Raw genomic sequence first — 16,565 nt, forward strand, 5'->3', positions numbered from 1 at the left:
TATTATTATTTTTTATATAAATATTAAAAAAACTATAATCCTACTTTAATGTCTGTTATACATAGTTTTTATTTTTCATTAAATTAATTTCTAATTTTTAACCAATATTTGTACTTGAAAAAGCATATGGTAAAAAATCTTTAACACTATATGAATTAATAAATTCTTTTTTATTATAAACCCATATTGTCTGATTTTCTAAAAGTAATTCAGAAAGAGTTTGTCTACAAGTTCCACATGGAGAGCCAAATCCCTCCGAATCTGTATAAAGTGCTACTAATTCAACATCATTTTTATTATACCCTTGAGTTATCATTTGTGGTAAAGCAGTTCTTTCTGCACAAATTGAAGGATTATAGGCTGCATTTTCAACATTAACACCTTTTATTTTTTGACCATTTTTTAAATAAATAATACAAGCTACTCTAAAATTTGAATAAGGTGCATAGGCATTTTTTCTTAATATCTTTAATTCTTCATAAACTTCGTCTTTTTTTAAATTCATCTTTTTTCTCCATCTTACTTAAATAAGTTTTCAATAGTTGTTATTAATGCTGGCAGATATATTAAAAAACCAATAACAACAGATAATAGTGCATTAATAATACTAGCTGCTGCACAAATATCTTTAATTTTTTTTGCTTGAATATTATATTCAAAACTTAATAGATCTACAAAGTTTTCAATTGAGGTATTAACGAATTCAAAACCTGTCAATACTCCAATTGTTAGAATAACAATAGATCATTGAGTTGTATCTAAACCAACTCAAATTCCTAATCCAATTGCAAAAATAACAATAATTAGATAGACAATTAATGTTGACTCTTCTCTAAAAGCAGTAAAAATACCTCTAGCGGCATTTGCAAATTTATTTTTTACTCTTGTACCAACCTTTGATTTCTTTTTAATATCATTTTTTCTTGACATATTATTACACCTTTTTCTGCTTTATTATTATACTTTACATTAAAAAAAATGCCATTAAAATGACATTTTATACTTGATATTTTCTTTATCTAAAATTTTATCTGTTAAATCAAACATAACCTTTTCGTCCTCTATGCTAATTTCATGATCATATCCTAAAATATGTAAAAGTCCATGAACAAATAATCAAGCCATTTCAACTTCAATACTATGCTTATATTTTGATGCCTTATTTTTAGCTTCACTAAATGTTATAAAAATATCACCCACTTCTTTAAAATCTAGTTGATTATATATACCAAAATCATCATCAATAGGAAATGAAATTACATCTCCTACATAGTCTTTTTCTCTATATTCCATATTAAGTTGTCTTGATTTAATTTCATCAATATAATTTACTGAAAAACTAAGACTTTGATTAATATCTAATATTTGTTTAGCAGCTTTTAATAATTTATTAAAAAGCACTTCATAACCTTTTAAATTCTCATCTGTATTGTAGTTAAATTCTAATAAATCCTTCATAATAATTCCTCTTTTTTTAGAAAACATTTGATAATAAATAAGAAAGTAATGATATTTTTTCTCCAAATATTAAAACATTATTTGAAGGATATTTTATACTTCCTATATTATTTATGTTTATCTTGATTAAAGAGTTACTATACTCAAGATTAGAAGAATAAACATACATATTTCCTTGATTAGTTTCTAAAATTATATAATCAATTAGAGTTATATTCAAACTATTATTGCTAATTAAATATAAATCAGCATTAATAGTCCCATCTTCATTAATATATTCTTGAATAAAAACTGAACCAGTGTATATTTGTTGTTTTTTTAATAAAACTAAGCTGATAATAAAAATCACTAGTATAAATAATAAGGAAAAATGCACTCTCAAATATTTTTTCATTAAATCACCTCTACTCTATTTTCAAAATATTTAGAATATGCAATATCATGATCGCACATAATTATTAAAGAACTCTTTTTTAAATCCATAAATAACTTAAATAAATAATAGGCAGTATGTTTATCAACATTACTTAAAGGCTCATCAATTAAATATAAATCTTTATTAGTAAAAAATAAACTTAAAAAATTAATAATTTGCCTTTGACCTTTACTAAGATTTATTCCATTATCATAAATTTTTTTATTTATATCTATATTATTTCTTTCTAATATTTCTATTATTTTAAAATTTTCTAGTATATCTAAATTTATTTTATTTTTAAATTGTTGAATATTATTTCAAACTGTTCCCTTAAATAAATAATCATATTGACCTAAATAAATATTTTTCTTCTGATAAGTTTTTATATTAATTTTATTAGTGTTAATAGTATTATTTAGTAACACCTCTCCTTCATATTTTTTAAAATGTCCCGATAGTATTTTTAACAGAGTTGTTTTCCCACTTCCACTTCTACCATGAACAAATGTATTTTTATCAAATTTAAAACTAAAATTATTTAAAGCACATTTATCAGATTTATAACTATATAAACTTTTTGCTTCAATAGCTTTTATTTCCTTAATATCTATATAATCATTTTCAAGTTCCTCAGTTAAAAAAATAAAATTTAATGATTTATCTGCAATTATTATTTCTTGCATATCAACTATGTAACTTGTTAATTGGTTGAAAAACATATTTATATAAAAGCTTATTGAAGTATAAAATAACAAGTCTGCTACACTAAATTTATTTTGATTTATATATATTATAGAAATATAAAATATTAAATAGAAAAATATTTTATTTAATAAGGAAAAAATTAACTCTGCTTTATTATTTAAATTAAAAATATTTTTTGATTGTTTTACAGAAGAGTTAAAGTTTTTATAGCTGATTGATTTTATTTCCTCTTCAATATTTTTATATTTTATTTCTTCAAACCCATCCAAAATTTCTCTATAACTATAAGAAAAATTAATTAATTCTCTTTCTTTTTTGATTTTATATTCTTTTAAAATAAAAAATAAGAGGACAGAAAGAAAAACAGATATTGTATTTTGAATTAAAACCAAAGTTAATATTAGAGGAGAAATTAAAATTAGAAAAATGGAAGACATTAAAAAAAGAGTTAATCCCAAAGGAAAAGAAATACTAGATTTAACAATAAAATCAGATAAAAGATTGATATACTCAAGTTTTTTTAATCATTCTTCTTTGGAGTTAGAGTTAAACTTTTCAATATCTAAATTTATCATTTTATTTTTAAATAGAACAAATATATTTTTACTTACTTTTGTTTTAATACTGAAAATTATTTTATTTATAAAATAAGAAATTGAGACTTGAATAATAAAAACAACCAAAAAAACCAAAAAAAGGATTTTCATTCCTTGATTGTTTTTTATTGCAATATTATCCATATATATCTTTAAAAAATTATTTGTAATTAAAATCAGTAAATTTAAAAGAATAGATATTAAAAATAACATAAATATTTCTATTTTAAATTGTTTAATAAAAGTAAATCAATTCAAAATTGTTTTTGATTTAAATTTTATTTTATTATATGGTTTCGTTAAAGATAAAAAGCCCTGATAACTATTTTCTATTTCCTCTTCACTCAATCACTTTAGATCTTTCAAATTGGAGTCTGCGACTAAATAATTGTTTTTTCTTTTTTTATAAATAATTATAAAGTGCTCATTTTTTTCTTTATTTAAAACATTTAAAACTATTGGATTTGTAATCTCTAAAGTTTTAAATTCTTCATAATTACATGCATAGGAAGTCATCTCAATATTATAATTATTTAAAAGTTGCTCCATATCATATAAACTCAACATATCATCACTTAAGGAATTATCAAATTTAACTTCTTCAATTCCAAAATTTTTACTATGATAATAATTTATTAACATTGTTGATACTGCTATGCCACAATCATTTTCACTTTTTTGTATTGAAAACTTATATTCCAATTTTATCACCATTTAATTAATCGCTTAAAAAATAAAAAAAGTTAAATTAAAATTTATATGAGTAATAAGCGATTATGTCCCTACATATTAACAAGCGACTTTGTCCTCCTTTATAATCAATAAATGGAGGTTTTATGAAAGGATTACTATTAAATACCATGAAACAAGAACAACTAAGATTAATTAAGGAATTATCTTTAAAAAAAGAATCTATTAAAAATACAGCCTTTAAGTTAGGTTATAGTGTTAGACACACAAGAAGAAAACTTAAAGAATATCAAGAGATTGGAGCAAAAGTTTTTATTCATAAAAATACCAATAAAATACCTGTAAATAAAATTCAACAAATATTTAAAGATGAAATAATTGAATTATTTCAAGCAAAATATTATGACTTTAGTATTAAACATTATTGAGAACTAAATTGAAAAAAGAGAATAAGTTACTCTGCAATTAGGCACATATTAATAGAAGAAAATATTTTAATTGAGACTCTTAACAGAAAAACAAAAAAAGATATTCGTAAAAATTTAAAGGCCGCAAACCAAGAAAATTTAACAATCGAGTATCTTTCAAAGTCAATTATAACAAGCAAACCCCATCCTACGCAAAAGAAAATTGTAAAGTTTGGAGAAATTTATGAAACTGATGCTTCAAATCATCAATGGATTAAAAACTTAAAATGTCATTTGCATATTGTAATTGATAAAGCTAGTAAAAGGATTTTGGCAGGTTATTTCAGTGAACAAGAAACTACTGAAAGTTATTACAATATCTATAAAAAAGTCTTTAAACATTACGGTTTACCAAAATTAAATGTTAGTGATAATAGAAATGTTTTTAGTAGTAAAAATAATCGTGATCACTTTGGTGATAGCGTTTCAAATACACAATTACAATTTATTTTTCACTCTCTTGGAGTAAATACAAAAACAACTTCAATCCCCCAAGAAAAAGCATTAGTTGAAAGAACTTTTGGAACATTACAAAAAAGATGACCTCAAATAATTAGACTCTTAGATTTAAAAAATATTGAACAATTAAATAATTATTTACCCCATCTTATTCAAGAATACAATCAAGATTTTTCAATACCTTTAGACCAATTAGAATCAGTAACTAGAAAATTTAATCAAGATGAAGACATTGTTTTCTCTTATCGAAGTGAAAGAATTATTGATAATGGTCACAGTATTAGTTTTAAAAAAGATAAGTGATTTATATGTAAGGGCTTTACTCCAATTTACTTTAAACCAAAGTTAAAAGTAATGATTATGGAAACAATAAATAAAAAAAATTATGCATTAATTGGAAATGACATTTACAATCTTATTCAAGTTGAAGATGAACGCTTACATGGAAATGTTAAAACAATATCTAATGAAGAATTTGAAACTACTAAAGTACCCAAAATTGACTCTCCTTGAAAAGCAACTAACTGATATTTTTTTGATAGAAAAAGAAAAAATACAAGATCTATTTATTAGATAAATCTTGTATTTTGGGACATAATCGCTTATTATCTACAAAAAATAAAAAAAGTTAAATTAAAATTTAACAGCGAATCTTATAAATTCAATATCCGTTCATTTTAAACTAACTTTTTTAGGTCTTCCTTTAATAAAAAAACTAAACAATAATTCTTCTCCTTTAATTTCAGTTAAAGTTCCAGAAAATTCTGTAAATACTTCAATTGGTTTTTTTACTGTTAAATAAAAGAAGCTACCAATATTGTGTTTTAATATTTCAAATGATTTAACATTTCTTTCAGCACCAGCACTGGCTACTTCCAAAATATATGTATCATCTAATTCCTTAATATTGTCCAAAAAGTTTGAGATATTCTCATTAGCTTTTATTAATAAATCAAAATCCATATTTTTTTTACTAATATCTTGATTTTCTACTAGAATCTGTAGTACTTTTGAGTCAAAATCGCTTACAATATTAAGTTCATAAAGTAAAAAGTCACACTCCTTAAGAATTTCTTTTATATTTTCTAAATATTTATTTTTAATAATCTCTAATGACATATTTACCTCTTTTATAAATTAATTTTATAGCATTTTAAGTTAATAAATAAAAAAAGATAATGATTTTCATTTTAAAAGTCAAATGAGAGTTGTTCATCATCTTTCAATTTTTCTGTAATTTTTAATTTATTAAAAATTTCAATTTGAGTTTGAGTAACTTGGGTTCTCAATTTTAAATCATTAACACTTGTTATTTGTCTATCACTTCGAGCATTTACAATTGAATTTGCAACAGCAAAACCTAATGAATCAATTACGTTAAATGAAGGTACTAATATTTTTTTTCCCTCATCATTTTTTATAATAACAAATCTTTCTCCCTCAGAAATATTAAAATCAATATTTGTAATTTCTATTCCTCTGGCAAGCATTTCTAAGACAACTTCAAAAATTGTTAACATTGCATTTTCTTTTGCTGTTACAGGCAACTTATTATTTTGTCTACTTTTAATATCTTCCATTGTTTTAATAATTGCTTCTTTTCCTTTTAATACTGTTTCCAAATCAAAGAAATCAGCTCTTGTTGAAAATCAAACAGCATAGTATTCTTCTGGATAATAGATTTTATATCAAGCAACACGATAAGCCATCAAAACATATGCAGTAGCATGAGCTTTTGGAAACATATATTTTATTTTTAAACAACTATTAATATATCACTCGGGAATATTATTTTCTTTCATAAGATTAATTCACTCCTTTGAAAGACCTTTTCCCTTTCTAACACTTTCCATAATATTAAAAGAAGTAGATGAATCTAAACCTTTAGCCATTAAGTAAACCATAATGTCATCTCGACATCCAATAACTTGAGAAATATTTGCTACTCCCTCCTTAATTAGGGATTGTGCATTTCCAACATATACATCTGTTCCATGACTTAATCCTGATATTTGTACTAAATCTGCAAAATTTTTTGGTTTCGTTTCTTTCAACATATTTCTAACAAACTGTGTTCCAAATTCAGGAAGTCCAATTGCTCCTGTAGTTTCACCCAGAAGTGAATTAGCTTCAATATTTAAAGCTGAAAGTTCAGAAAATAAAGAATAAACCGCCTTGTCATCTGTTGGAACTTTAATTGGATCAAAACCAGTTAAATCATAAAGCATTCTTAAAGCTGTTGGGTCAACGTGACCTAGTATATCCATTTTTAGTAAATTGTCATGAATTGAATGGAAATCAAAATGAGTTGTTTTTCAATCACTTTGTTCATCATCTGCTGGATAATTTACTGGGGTAAAATCTTCAATTTCATATTCTTTTGGTAGAATAATAATTCCCCCAGGATGTTGTCCTGTTGTTCTTTTAACCCCAGTAGAAAGAGCTGCTAATCGCTCAATTTCTGCTCTTCTAATTAAATCAAAATCAAGATTTTGCTTTTCAAAATATCCCATTGTAAAACCAAAGGCTGTTTTTTCAGCAACAGTAGAAATTGTCCCTGCTCTAAAAACATTATTTTCTCCAAAAATTTCTTTTGTAAAATTATGAGCTATTGGTTGATACTCTCCTGAGAAATTTAAATCAATATCTGGAACTTTATCCCCATCAAAACCTAAGAAAGTCTCAAAAGGAATATCATGACCATCACCTAATAATTTTGTATTACATTTTGGACATTGTCTTTCTGGTAAATCATAACCACATTTAATTTCTTGTGGGGTCTTAAAATCAGAGTATTTACATTCTATGCATCTATAGTGAGGTTTTAGTGGATTAACTTCTGTAATAAGTGCAACTGTTGCTACAAATGAACTTCCTACAGAACCACGACTTCCAACTAAATAACCATCTTCATTTGATTTTTTAACAAGTAAATGACTAATTCAATAAACAACTGCAAAACCATGTTTAATAATTGAAAGTAACTCTTTTTCCAATCTTTCTTTTACAATTTCAGGTAACTCTTCTCCATAAAGAATTTTTGCATTTTTATAACACTCGTCTGTTAATAATTTATCTACGTTTTCAATATTTGGAGGATAAGATCCTGTTTTAATTGGAATTATATTTTCATCTATCATATCAGCAATTTTATTTGGATTTTCAAGAACAATTTCATTAATTAGTTCACTATTTTCTAATCACTTAAATTCTTCAAGCATTTCTTTTGTTGTTCTCAAATGTTGATCTGGATTATCTTTAACTCTTTGTTTGAAGTCATAAAGAGGATGATAAGCACCACCTAATCCTTTTGTGTTTATATAAATATCTCTAATTTTTTTAAGTTCTGGTTCTACATAATGAGCATCACTTGTTGCAATTATTGGCTTATTTAATTTTTTTGCAACTTCAATAATTTTAAGAATTATATTTTTTAATTCTTCCATAGTTAAATCTTCTGTTTGAATTAATTTTTTATACACACTTAAAGGTTGAATTTCAATATAGTCAAAAAATTGTATAGCATTTTCTAACATTTCAAAAGTTCCTGTTCTAGCATTTTCAAAAACAAGTCCATTAACACAACCACTTCCAATTAAAATATTATTTCCATTTCTAACTTCTAAAATTTTTGATTGAAAGACTTTTGGAGATCCTAAAAAACTTTCAGTATGCGAATGAGAAATTAACTTATATAAATCCTTTAAACCTTTTTGGTTTTTTGCTAAAACATTTATATGATAACCTCTTGTTCTTCTAAAGTTTTCATTTTCATATTTATCTTTATTAAATTTATTTCAATCACTGTCAATATCAATTGGAGTTATTTTTTTAGCCTCTGTTCACATATGCTCATACATATTAGTTAAAACCTCTGCATCATAATCAGCACGGTGAGCAATTTTTTCATCATAAAGAATTTGATAAGCCTTTGCAACAGTTCCAAGTCTATGATTTTTTAATCTTGGTTGTAAAAGTCTTCCTAATGACAATGTATCTATAATTGTATTTTTTAATTCTCCATAACCAAGTTTTTTTGCAAATGTTTGTAAAAAATTAAAGTCGAAATTGGCATTGTGAGCAACTAAAATACCATCTTCAATAATATCCATTATATTTTTAAATTCAACTTCAATTGAGTTTTTATCTTCTAACATTTCAGTTGTAATACCAGTTAAATCAGTTGTAAATTTTTTTAAAGACTTTTTAGGTTTAATAAAAATATCATACTTTTTTGAAGTTCCCTTTGCATAATCATACACATTAGCTCCAAACTCAATGATCTCATCAAATTCTGGAGAAAGACCAGTTGTTTCTAAGTCGAAAACAACAAATTTAGCTTCTCTTAACTTTTTACCTTTTGGGTTTTTTACAACTCATGACTCATCATTTAACATGACAAGTTCACTTCCATATATTAATTTAATTTTTTCTTCGTCGCTTACTCCCTTATTAACATTTAATAAAGAATAATAAGCCTCAGGGAAAGTTTGTACATTTAAGTGATCTGTTATTGCAATTGCTTTTCACCCAAATCTTTTTGCACACTCAATATAATCTTTGGCACTACTTACACCATCCATAACTGACATTTTTGTATGAGTGTGAAGTTCAACTCTTTTAACTTTTGCATCATCTTTTCTATAGACTGTTTTAGACTCAATTTTTTTATATTTACTAATATAAAAAATATAACTTTTATCAAAAGAAGAATAATTGAAGTTTCCATTAAATGAAACTCAATCACCCTTATTTATAATTTGATTTTCAAAGCCTATTAAACTACTTTTTGTTTCTTCTGTTATTTCATCAAAAAAAGTTGGGTCATTATTTCTTTGAAAGAAAATGCACATTACAGATGAGGTTCCATCAGTAATTGCAATATTATAAACATTTCTTCCAGCTTTTGATTTTCTAATATTCTTAGAAATAACTTCTCCATGAATTGTTACATTTTGAGCATCTTCTTCCAAATCAATTATTGATTCATAGGTTGGTGTATTTAAAATATCATTATTTGATTTATATTTATACTTTACAGATGATGAGAGACTTTGAGTTTCAAAATTGCTTTTTTGAGTATCTGGAATATATTCAGCTGCCTTTTGATACTTTTCTCTAATTGATTCCAAAACATCATTTTCTAAATTTTCTTTTACTCTAATTTCTAAATCAATATCTCTAAAACCATATTTTAATAATTTATTTTTATAATATTGTTTATGTTCTTCTAAAAGTGATTTTTCAGTTTCATTTGATACATTAAAAAAAACCATTCTATGTTCTTCAATATAATCAACATTTGATGGTGAAAGAATTTTAATAGTACCTGTTTTTACTTCTGCTTTTTGTTCTTTTACATACTCAATATGGTTTCAAATTAATTCCTTTGAGTATAATTCATTTTCTACTCAAAAATTTAATTTTGTAGAAACTAATGTATTTGTTAACATAATAGTTTCAATTTTATGTAATAAATGAATTGGTAAAAAATCTTTAATTTTAATAAAGACTCTTAATTTATTTGCACTTTGACTAAACTCAGCTTCTTTATAAAAATGGGCTTGCTCAAAATATGCTTCTTCATCTGAATTTAAAAAAACGTTTAAACTATCAAACAGATCTTTAATTTGTTTATGCATATTTATTTTCCCCCCTTTTATATATTTATACTATGAAATCTTTAATTGTTATCATTATAAATAATATTAAAAATAAAATAGCTCCCGTTGCATTAACAATTACTTTATATTTTGTTGGCAACTCTTTTCTTATAACCATCTCAATAAAATTTTCAAGTAATCTATATCCATCAAGTGGTGGTATGAAAATTAAGTTTAAGATGAATAGATTTGCACTAATTGTAGCCACATAAATAAAGAACTGTTCAGGACTTGAAAGTAAAGTTGCTGTTTGTTTAGCAACTCCAACTGGTCCTACTAGATTTGAAAATTTACCTGTAAATATATTTCCAAATGATTCTAAAATTGAAATAGAAGCCTTAAATGTTTCACCCCAACCAGCACCATATGCTTGAGCTGTTGTTTTATAAATTCTACTTGGAGCACTAATTCCAATACTACTTGCTGGTTCAAATTCTTTTAATTGTGTCAATTTTCCCTGCTCATAATTTTTTAAAGCAACTCCACTATATGGATCAACTTTTTTATACATAAATTGAATTTTAACATTCTCTTTATCTTTTGAAAGAGGTAAATTATCAATGAAGTTATAAACTGTCTTTGTATAACTGACAGCTTTTTGATTATCAACTTCATTTATTTTATAATTACATTCTCTTGTACTTTCTAAATCACTACAGATATTATCAAAAAGAATAACTTCTTTTGTTTCTTCTGTTGCCGTCATTTTTCATCCTCAAATGATATATTCTTGACCGATATAATTAATATTATTTTCTGTTTGTGTTTCATTTTCTAAAATAGCTTGCGCAGCTATTTTATTTTGATCATAAATTGCTCCAAAATAAGTCATGTCATTTTTTTTAGCACCTACCGCTGCAAAAATGGTTGTAAATAAAAGTAAGGCCACAAATAAATTCATAGCAGGTCCTGCTAAAATAAAAAACATTTTTTTTCATCTAGCAATATAATCTAATTTTCTTTCATCAGGAACTACAATATCTTCTCTATCTTTTGGTGGATCGCTTTTATCTGAAGCAATTGAACAATATCCCCCTAGAGGAAATGCTCTTATTGAGATTCAAGTTTCCTTGCCTTTGATAACAAAAAGTCTAGGACCAAATCCAATTGAAAATTCATAGACATATGCTTTAGCAACTTTAGCTAAAATTAAATGTCCTAATTCATGAATAGTAATTAGTAAAAGCATAATCACTATTCCTATAAAGAAAGCTAGAACTACCATTCCACTACTAACTTCATTCATATTTATCCCTCAATTCTTTTAATTGTTTTTTCTCTAATAATTTTGTCATATTTTAGTATTTCTTCATAACTTATTAATTCAATATTTTCACATTCCTTAAATATTTTTTCAACTATTTTAGTTATTTGATAGAAATTTATTTTTTCCTTTAAAAAGTATTCAACACATATTTCATTTGCCGCATTTAAAGCAATTGATTTTGAATTATTTAACTCCAAACACTGTAAAGCAAACTTAATTGGTTTAAATCTATCTTGGTCAATTTCTTTTAAATCTAATCTTATTAAATCATTAAAATCTATTTCTTTTTGCTTATAATATGAATTTTTTTTAGGAAAGTGTAAAAAATAATTTATCACTTGTTTCATATCAGGGAGCGAAAGTTGTGCTTTTATTGACCCATCATTATAACCAACCATTGAATGAATTATTGATTGAGGATGTAATAAAGTTATAATGTTTTTAATTCCAAATAAATGATAAGCTTCAAGGATTTCAAAAGCCTTATTAAACATTGTTGAACTATCAATAGTTATTTTTGAACCCATATTTCAATTAGGATGTTTTAGAGCTTTAGCTAAACTTACTTTTTTAGTTTCTTGTAAAGTTAAGTTTCTAAAACTTCCCCCTGATGCTGTTATAAATAAAACTTTTGCTTGATTTTCTTTTTCTAGACATTGAAAAATTGCGCAATGTTCTGAATCTAAAGGATATATTTTTGTCTCACTTTTTTTTAACATATTATTTATCAAGTTTCCAGCAGTAACAAATGATTCTTTATTTGCATTTAATAAGACTAAGTTATTTTCAATTGTTTTTAATGTAACTTGTAAACCATAAAATCCACTTAAAGCATTAATAATTATTTCATCATCCTTGCTAAAAATATCTAAAATATTGTTTGTTAAAAAATCAACCTTTGGATATTTTAGTTTTAAATAGTTTAATTCCTTCTTTGAATATACTTTTTTAATTGTTGGAAAACAAAGTAAAAAAGATTCAATTTTTGAATCATTTTCACCAACACTCAAAGCTATTAAATTAAATTTATCTTTATTTTCTTGCAATAATTCTATGCATTGCTGACCAATATTTCCTGAAGCTCCAAATAATACAATATTTTTCACTTTAATTAGGCAACACTACTAATAAAGATAAATAATATAAATAATGAAAATAAGATTGAATCCATTCGATCTAAAGCACCACCATGACCTGGAATTAGGTTTGAGTAATCTTTAATGTTAACTTGTCTTTTAACTCATGAAAATAATAAATCTCCAAACAATCCAATTATTGGAAAGACAATTGCCAATAAGATATAAACAATTATTTCAAGAGCAATTGATTGACCACCCAATGATTGCATTGGTTCTCTTAATGGTTGAAAGTTTTGTAGTGGTGGTGCAAATTTAAAAATCATTGCAAAGATAATTCCAGAACCTGCAGCAACTCCAAGACCAATTAAAGCACCTTCTCAAGTTTTTTTAGGACTTATATTTGGGCTTAATTTAGTTTTCCCAAATCTCATTCCACCAATATATTGGAATGAATCACTTAAAATAATCATCATTCAAATTCAAACAATTGTAACAAATGAGAATCTGGCACTAGTTTTAACTTCATTAGTTTCTGGATTAATTGTTTCTACTAATCCTAAAGAAGAAATTGAAAATGCTTTTAATCCCATAATTATAACCATTGTCATAACAAAGTTTATTAAAGCATTTTTAACATCAATTTTCTTATCAGCAAATCCAACTATAATTGTCACAATCAAATAACTTGTAACTAAAAGTGGAAATTGTCATGCTTGTAATCAGTTTTGTAAACCCATTGATGTATAAAATGAGAAATTATACATTTTAAAAGTTAATGGAAAAATAAATATTACTGAAGCAAACGCACTCATTAGTAGTTGATAATATCATTTTTTAAATCCCATTGTTTTATTCATTTCAAACATACATATTCAAAGTAAACCAATAGTTAGAATGATTGAAGTATATGAAGCAGCTTCAGCATTTAAATCTGTATAAGTTTTCAATGAAGTATATATTGCTCCAGAAACAACAAAACCTAAAAGTAATGCTAAAAGCACTATTGTTGAAAGAACTCTTATTTTAAAATTACGTTTAGCAGATGGAAGTTTGAAACGGTTTTTACCAATTTCACCATTTATATCTGGAGTAATTTCAACTGTTTCAGGCATTTCAAACTCATTTTTATCTTTATTATTTTTCATCTTGAATAACCCCAAATCTCCTATTTCTATTATTATATTCTTCAATAGCTAATTTTAAATCGTTTTTTTTAAAGTCTGGTCAATATGTATCTACAAAATATAGTTCTGCATATGCTAATTGAAGTAACATAAAATTACTCAATCTTTTTTCCCCACCAGTTCTAATTAGTAAATCTATTTGAGGAGAATTTTTTGTATATAAATTATCTATAACTGTATTAATAGAAAAATCTTCAATTGATAATTTTTTACTATTAATATCATTAAACACTATTTTAAAACAATTTTCCACCTCTTCAAAAGAACCATAATCTAAAGCAATGTGAACAATAATTTGATTTGCCTCTTTAGTTTTTTCTTCCATTTCTTCTAAAGCTTTTCGAGTTTTTTCAGGTACTATATTTCTTCTACCAATTCATACAACTTTAATACCTTCTTTTAAATATTTTTCTTGTTGTTTTTTTGAAAAAATTTCAGATGGAAATTGCATTAAATAATTAACTTCTTGTTGTGGTCTTTTTCAATTTTCTGTTGAAAAACAAAACATTGAAACATATTTTATACCATAGTTTTTTGCATCCAAAATTGTTGGATAAATATTTTCCATGCCAATTTTATGCCCATAAGTTCTTTGCTTATTTTTTTCTTTTGCCCATCTTCCATTACCATCTAAAATGAAAGCAACATGTTCTAATTTTTTAATGAATATCCCTCTTTTTTATTTAACTACTTGTAATTCTCTCAATGGTGTTGTTAAGAATTCATAACCAGTTTTTGTAACTAAGATATCATCTTCAATTCTTACTCCCCCAATTCCAGGAATATAAATTCCTGGTTCAACAGTTACACACATACCTTCTTGCAAAGTTTTATCTCCTGCAACTGAATTATAAGGCTCTTCGTGAATTTCAATTCCTAAACCATGACCAGTTCCGTGAGTAAAATATTGACCATAACCTTTAGAATCTATATAGTCATAACAAATTTTATGTACTTCATTTCCCTTAATTCCTGGTTTAATACTTTCAATTCCTAACTGTTGTGATTGATAAACTATTTCATAGATTTCTTTTAACTTTTCATTATTTGAATTTCCAACAGCAAATGTTCTTGTTTGATCAGAACAATAGCCATTATAGTAACATCCCATATCTAATGTGACAAAATCTCCTTCAGCAATTATTTTATCAGTTGGTACTGCATGAGGCATACTTCCATTTTCACCACTAGCCACAATTGTATCAAAACTTAATTTCTCAGCTCCATTTTTTAAAAATGAATCACTTACAAATCTTGCTAATTGTTTTTCACTGATACCTGGTTTAACAAAATCTAATACTTCCAAAAAAACTTTATGAGTGATATCACAAGCTCCTCTAATTTGATCAATTTCTCATTTTTCTTTAACCATTCTTATTGCATCAAAATTATGTGAAATAACTTCTGATTTTAAATGCTTTTGAAAAATTTGAGCTTCTTTGACAAAAACTCAATCACTTTCATATACAATGGTTTTTACATTATTTTCCTTAATTTTATTATTTAATAAGTCATACAATTTTCCAAATTCAACTATTTCATCAATATTTATTAATAACTTTGAGTTTCTTGCAGCCGTAATATATCTACCATCAACAAATAAGTAAGACTTATTCTTTGTATATAAAATATATCCTAATGATGAATGAAATCTTGAAAATCAATATCTATTTTGAGGTGAATATAATAAAATTGCATCTGCAACTGTTTCTTTTAAAATTTTGTTTAATAAGTCTTTTTTCATAGTTAATAACTCCTTATATATAACTATACAAAAAAAGGGATGAAAAAACCTTATAAAAAGTATTTTCTATCCCTATTTTTTTTGTTTATGAACTTGGTGTGAATTACATTTAAAGCAATGTTTTTTAACTTCAATCTTTTCTTTTCTTTTGTCGTTTTTTGCTATGTAGTTTTCTTCTTTACAAGTTGCACAACGTAAAATAACTCCTTCACGCATAGTCTTAAGCCTCCTTTTGGTACTGTCTTTAAGATAATAAGCAAATTAATAATACCAAAAAAAATCATTAATTCTTGGTTTTTTTTAAATTTTCATTGATTTTATTTAAAAATAAAACTATTTAAAAACTAGAATTTTAAAATATTTTTAAAATATTGTTGCTTTATCAACTATATGTAGTATTATCTATATAGATAGTTATCTATATAGATAACTATCTTAAGGAGGCACTATGTTAAGAATTTATTCATTATGTACTTGTGAAGTATGTACTTGTACAAATTGTCAATGTGGGAAATAAAAGATAGAGTTCTTGTAAAAAAGAACTCTATTTTTTTTCATTACAATTTGAACAAAATAGTAAACTTTTTTCAACTTGAATTTCAGAAACAAACAGTTTTAATTGGTCAATAACTTGACTATTAACTTTATAGATTTTAGAGTTTTTTTCTTTAAAAGATGTTATCAATCCCGCCTTTTCAAGCATCTTCATATGATAGCTTAATGTTGGTTGTGTTATATTTAAATTATCTAAAATATTTTGTGCGCATTTACTACATCCACAATCGCAGATCATATTTATGATTTGCAACCTTGTAGGATCTCCAAGAGTTTTAAA

General features: G+C 25.0%; 15 protein-coding genes. 1 reads left to right on the plus strand and 14 read right to left on the minus strand.

Annotated features, from left to right (window positions below; translation table 4 throughout):
* Nucleotides 1-97: 97 nt before the first annotated feature.
* The 5 genes from cdd to AAHM99_RS01715 are packed head-to-tail and all read right to left on the minus strand — an operon-like array spanning nt 98 to nt 3,879.
* Entirely contained in the window at nt 98-505 is a 408-nt protein-coding gene (gene cdd / locus AAHM99_RS01695; protein WP_342275050.1) for a cytidine deaminase, read from the minus strand.
* A gap of 14 nt (nt 506-519) precedes the next feature.
* Nucleotides 520-930: a diacylglycerol kinase family protein gene (locus AAHM99_RS01700; protein ID WP_339030471.1), complete on the minus strand. Its 411-nt coding sequence runs from the start codon at nt 928-930 to the stop codon at nt 520-522.
* Nucleotides 931-984: 54 nt separating this feature from the next.
* A complete protein-coding gene (ybeY, locus tag AAHM99_RS01705; protein ID WP_342275051.1) occupies nt 985-1,458 on the minus strand; it encodes an rRNA maturation RNase YbeY in 474 nt (157 codons plus the stop codon).
* A gap of 16 nt (nt 1,459-1,474) precedes the next feature.
* Entirely contained in the window at nt 1,475-1,852 is a 378-nt protein-coding gene (locus tag AAHM99_RS01710; protein WP_342275052.1) for a hypothetical protein, read from the minus strand.
* Nucleotides 1,852-3,879 carry an ATP-binding cassette domain-containing protein gene (locus AAHM99_RS01715; RefSeq protein ID WP_425288797.1) on the minus strand — a complete coding sequence of 676 codons (2,028 nt, stop codon included), beginning with the start codon at nt 3,877-3,879 and terminating at the stop codon, nt 1,852-1,854. Before AAHM99_RS01715 ends, AAHM99_RS01710 begins: the two co-directional genes overlap by 1 nt.
* Before the next feature lie 134 nt (nt 3,880-4,013).
* Here AAHM99_RS01715 and AAHM99_RS01720 point away from each other — a divergent pair, with 134 nt between their 5' ends.
* Nucleotides 4,014-5,366 carry a hypothetical protein gene (locus AAHM99_RS01720; protein WP_342275054.1) on the plus strand — a complete coding sequence of 451 codons (1,353 nt, stop codon included), beginning with the start codon at nt 4,014-4,016 and terminating at the stop codon, nt 5,364-5,366.
* 60 nt (nt 5,367-5,426) lie between these two features.
* On the opposite strand, the gene AAHM99_RS01725 is transcribed toward AAHM99_RS01720, so the two are convergent.
* The 9 genes from AAHM99_RS01725 to AAHM99_RS01765 all read right to left on the minus strand — a co-directional run.
* Nucleotides 5,427-5,912, minus strand: a complete 486-nt coding sequence (locus AAHM99_RS01725) for an LSm family protein (protein WP_342275055.1) — start codon at nt 5,910-5,912, stop codon at nt 5,427-5,429.
* 71 nt (nt 5,913-5,983) lie between these two features.
* A complete protein-coding gene (locus tag AAHM99_RS01730; protein WP_342275056.1) occupies nt 5,984-10,435 on the minus strand; it encodes a PolC-type DNA polymerase III in 4,452 nt (1,483 codons plus the stop codon).
* Nucleotides 10,436-10,460: 25 nt separating this feature from the next.
* Nucleotides 10,461-11,702, minus strand: a complete 1,242-nt coding sequence (rseP, locus tag AAHM99_RS01735) for an RIP metalloprotease RseP (protein WP_342275057.1) — start codon at nt 11,700-11,702, stop codon at nt 10,461-10,463.
* A 2-nt stretch (nt 11,703-11,704) separates the two neighbouring features.
* Entirely contained in the window at nt 11,705-12,829 is a 1,125-nt protein-coding gene (gene dxr / locus AAHM99_RS01740) for a 1-deoxy-D-xylulose-5-phosphate reductoisomerase (RefSeq protein WP_342275058.1), read from the minus strand.
* A gap of 5 nt (nt 12,830-12,834) precedes the next feature.
* The gene (locus AAHM99_RS01745; RefSeq protein WP_342275059.1) at nt 12,835-13,947 is read right to left on the minus strand and encodes a phosphatidate cytidylyltransferase; all 1,113 of its coding nucleotides are present in this window, start codon (nt 13,945-13,947) and stop codon (nt 12,835-12,837) included.
* Nucleotides 13,937-14,656 carry a polyprenyl diphosphate synthase gene (gene uppS, locus AAHM99_RS01750; protein ID WP_342275064.1) on the minus strand — a complete coding sequence of 240 codons (720 nt, stop codon included), beginning with the start codon at nt 14,654-14,656 and terminating at the stop codon, nt 13,937-13,939. The genes AAHM99_RS01745 and uppS overlap by 11 nt, the downstream gene beginning before the upstream one ends.
* 9 nt (nt 14,657-14,665) lie before the next feature.
* Nucleotides 14,666-15,730 carry an aminopeptidase P family protein gene (locus AAHM99_RS01755; protein ID WP_342275060.1) on the minus strand — a complete coding sequence of 355 codons (1,065 nt, stop codon included), beginning with the start codon at nt 15,728-15,730 and terminating at the stop codon, nt 14,666-14,668.
* Nucleotides 15,731-15,802: 72 nt separating this feature from the next.
* Nucleotides 15,803-15,946: a 50S ribosomal protein L33 gene (rpmG, locus tag AAHM99_RS01760; protein WP_053946403.1), complete on the minus strand. Its 144-nt coding sequence runs from the start codon at nt 15,944-15,946 to the stop codon at nt 15,803-15,805.
* Nucleotides 15,947-16,274: 328 nt separating this feature from the next.
* On the minus strand, nt 16,275-16,565 hold a 291-nt coding region (locus tag AAHM99_RS01765; RefSeq protein WP_342275061.1), incomplete at its 5' end, for an ArsR/SmtB family transcription factor.

It is taken from the genome of Spiroplasma endosymbiont of Cantharis lateralis (assembly GCF_964030855.1).
Classification (GTDB): Bacteria; Bacillota_I; Bacilli_A; order Mycoplasmatales; family Mycoplasmataceae; genus Spiroplasma_A.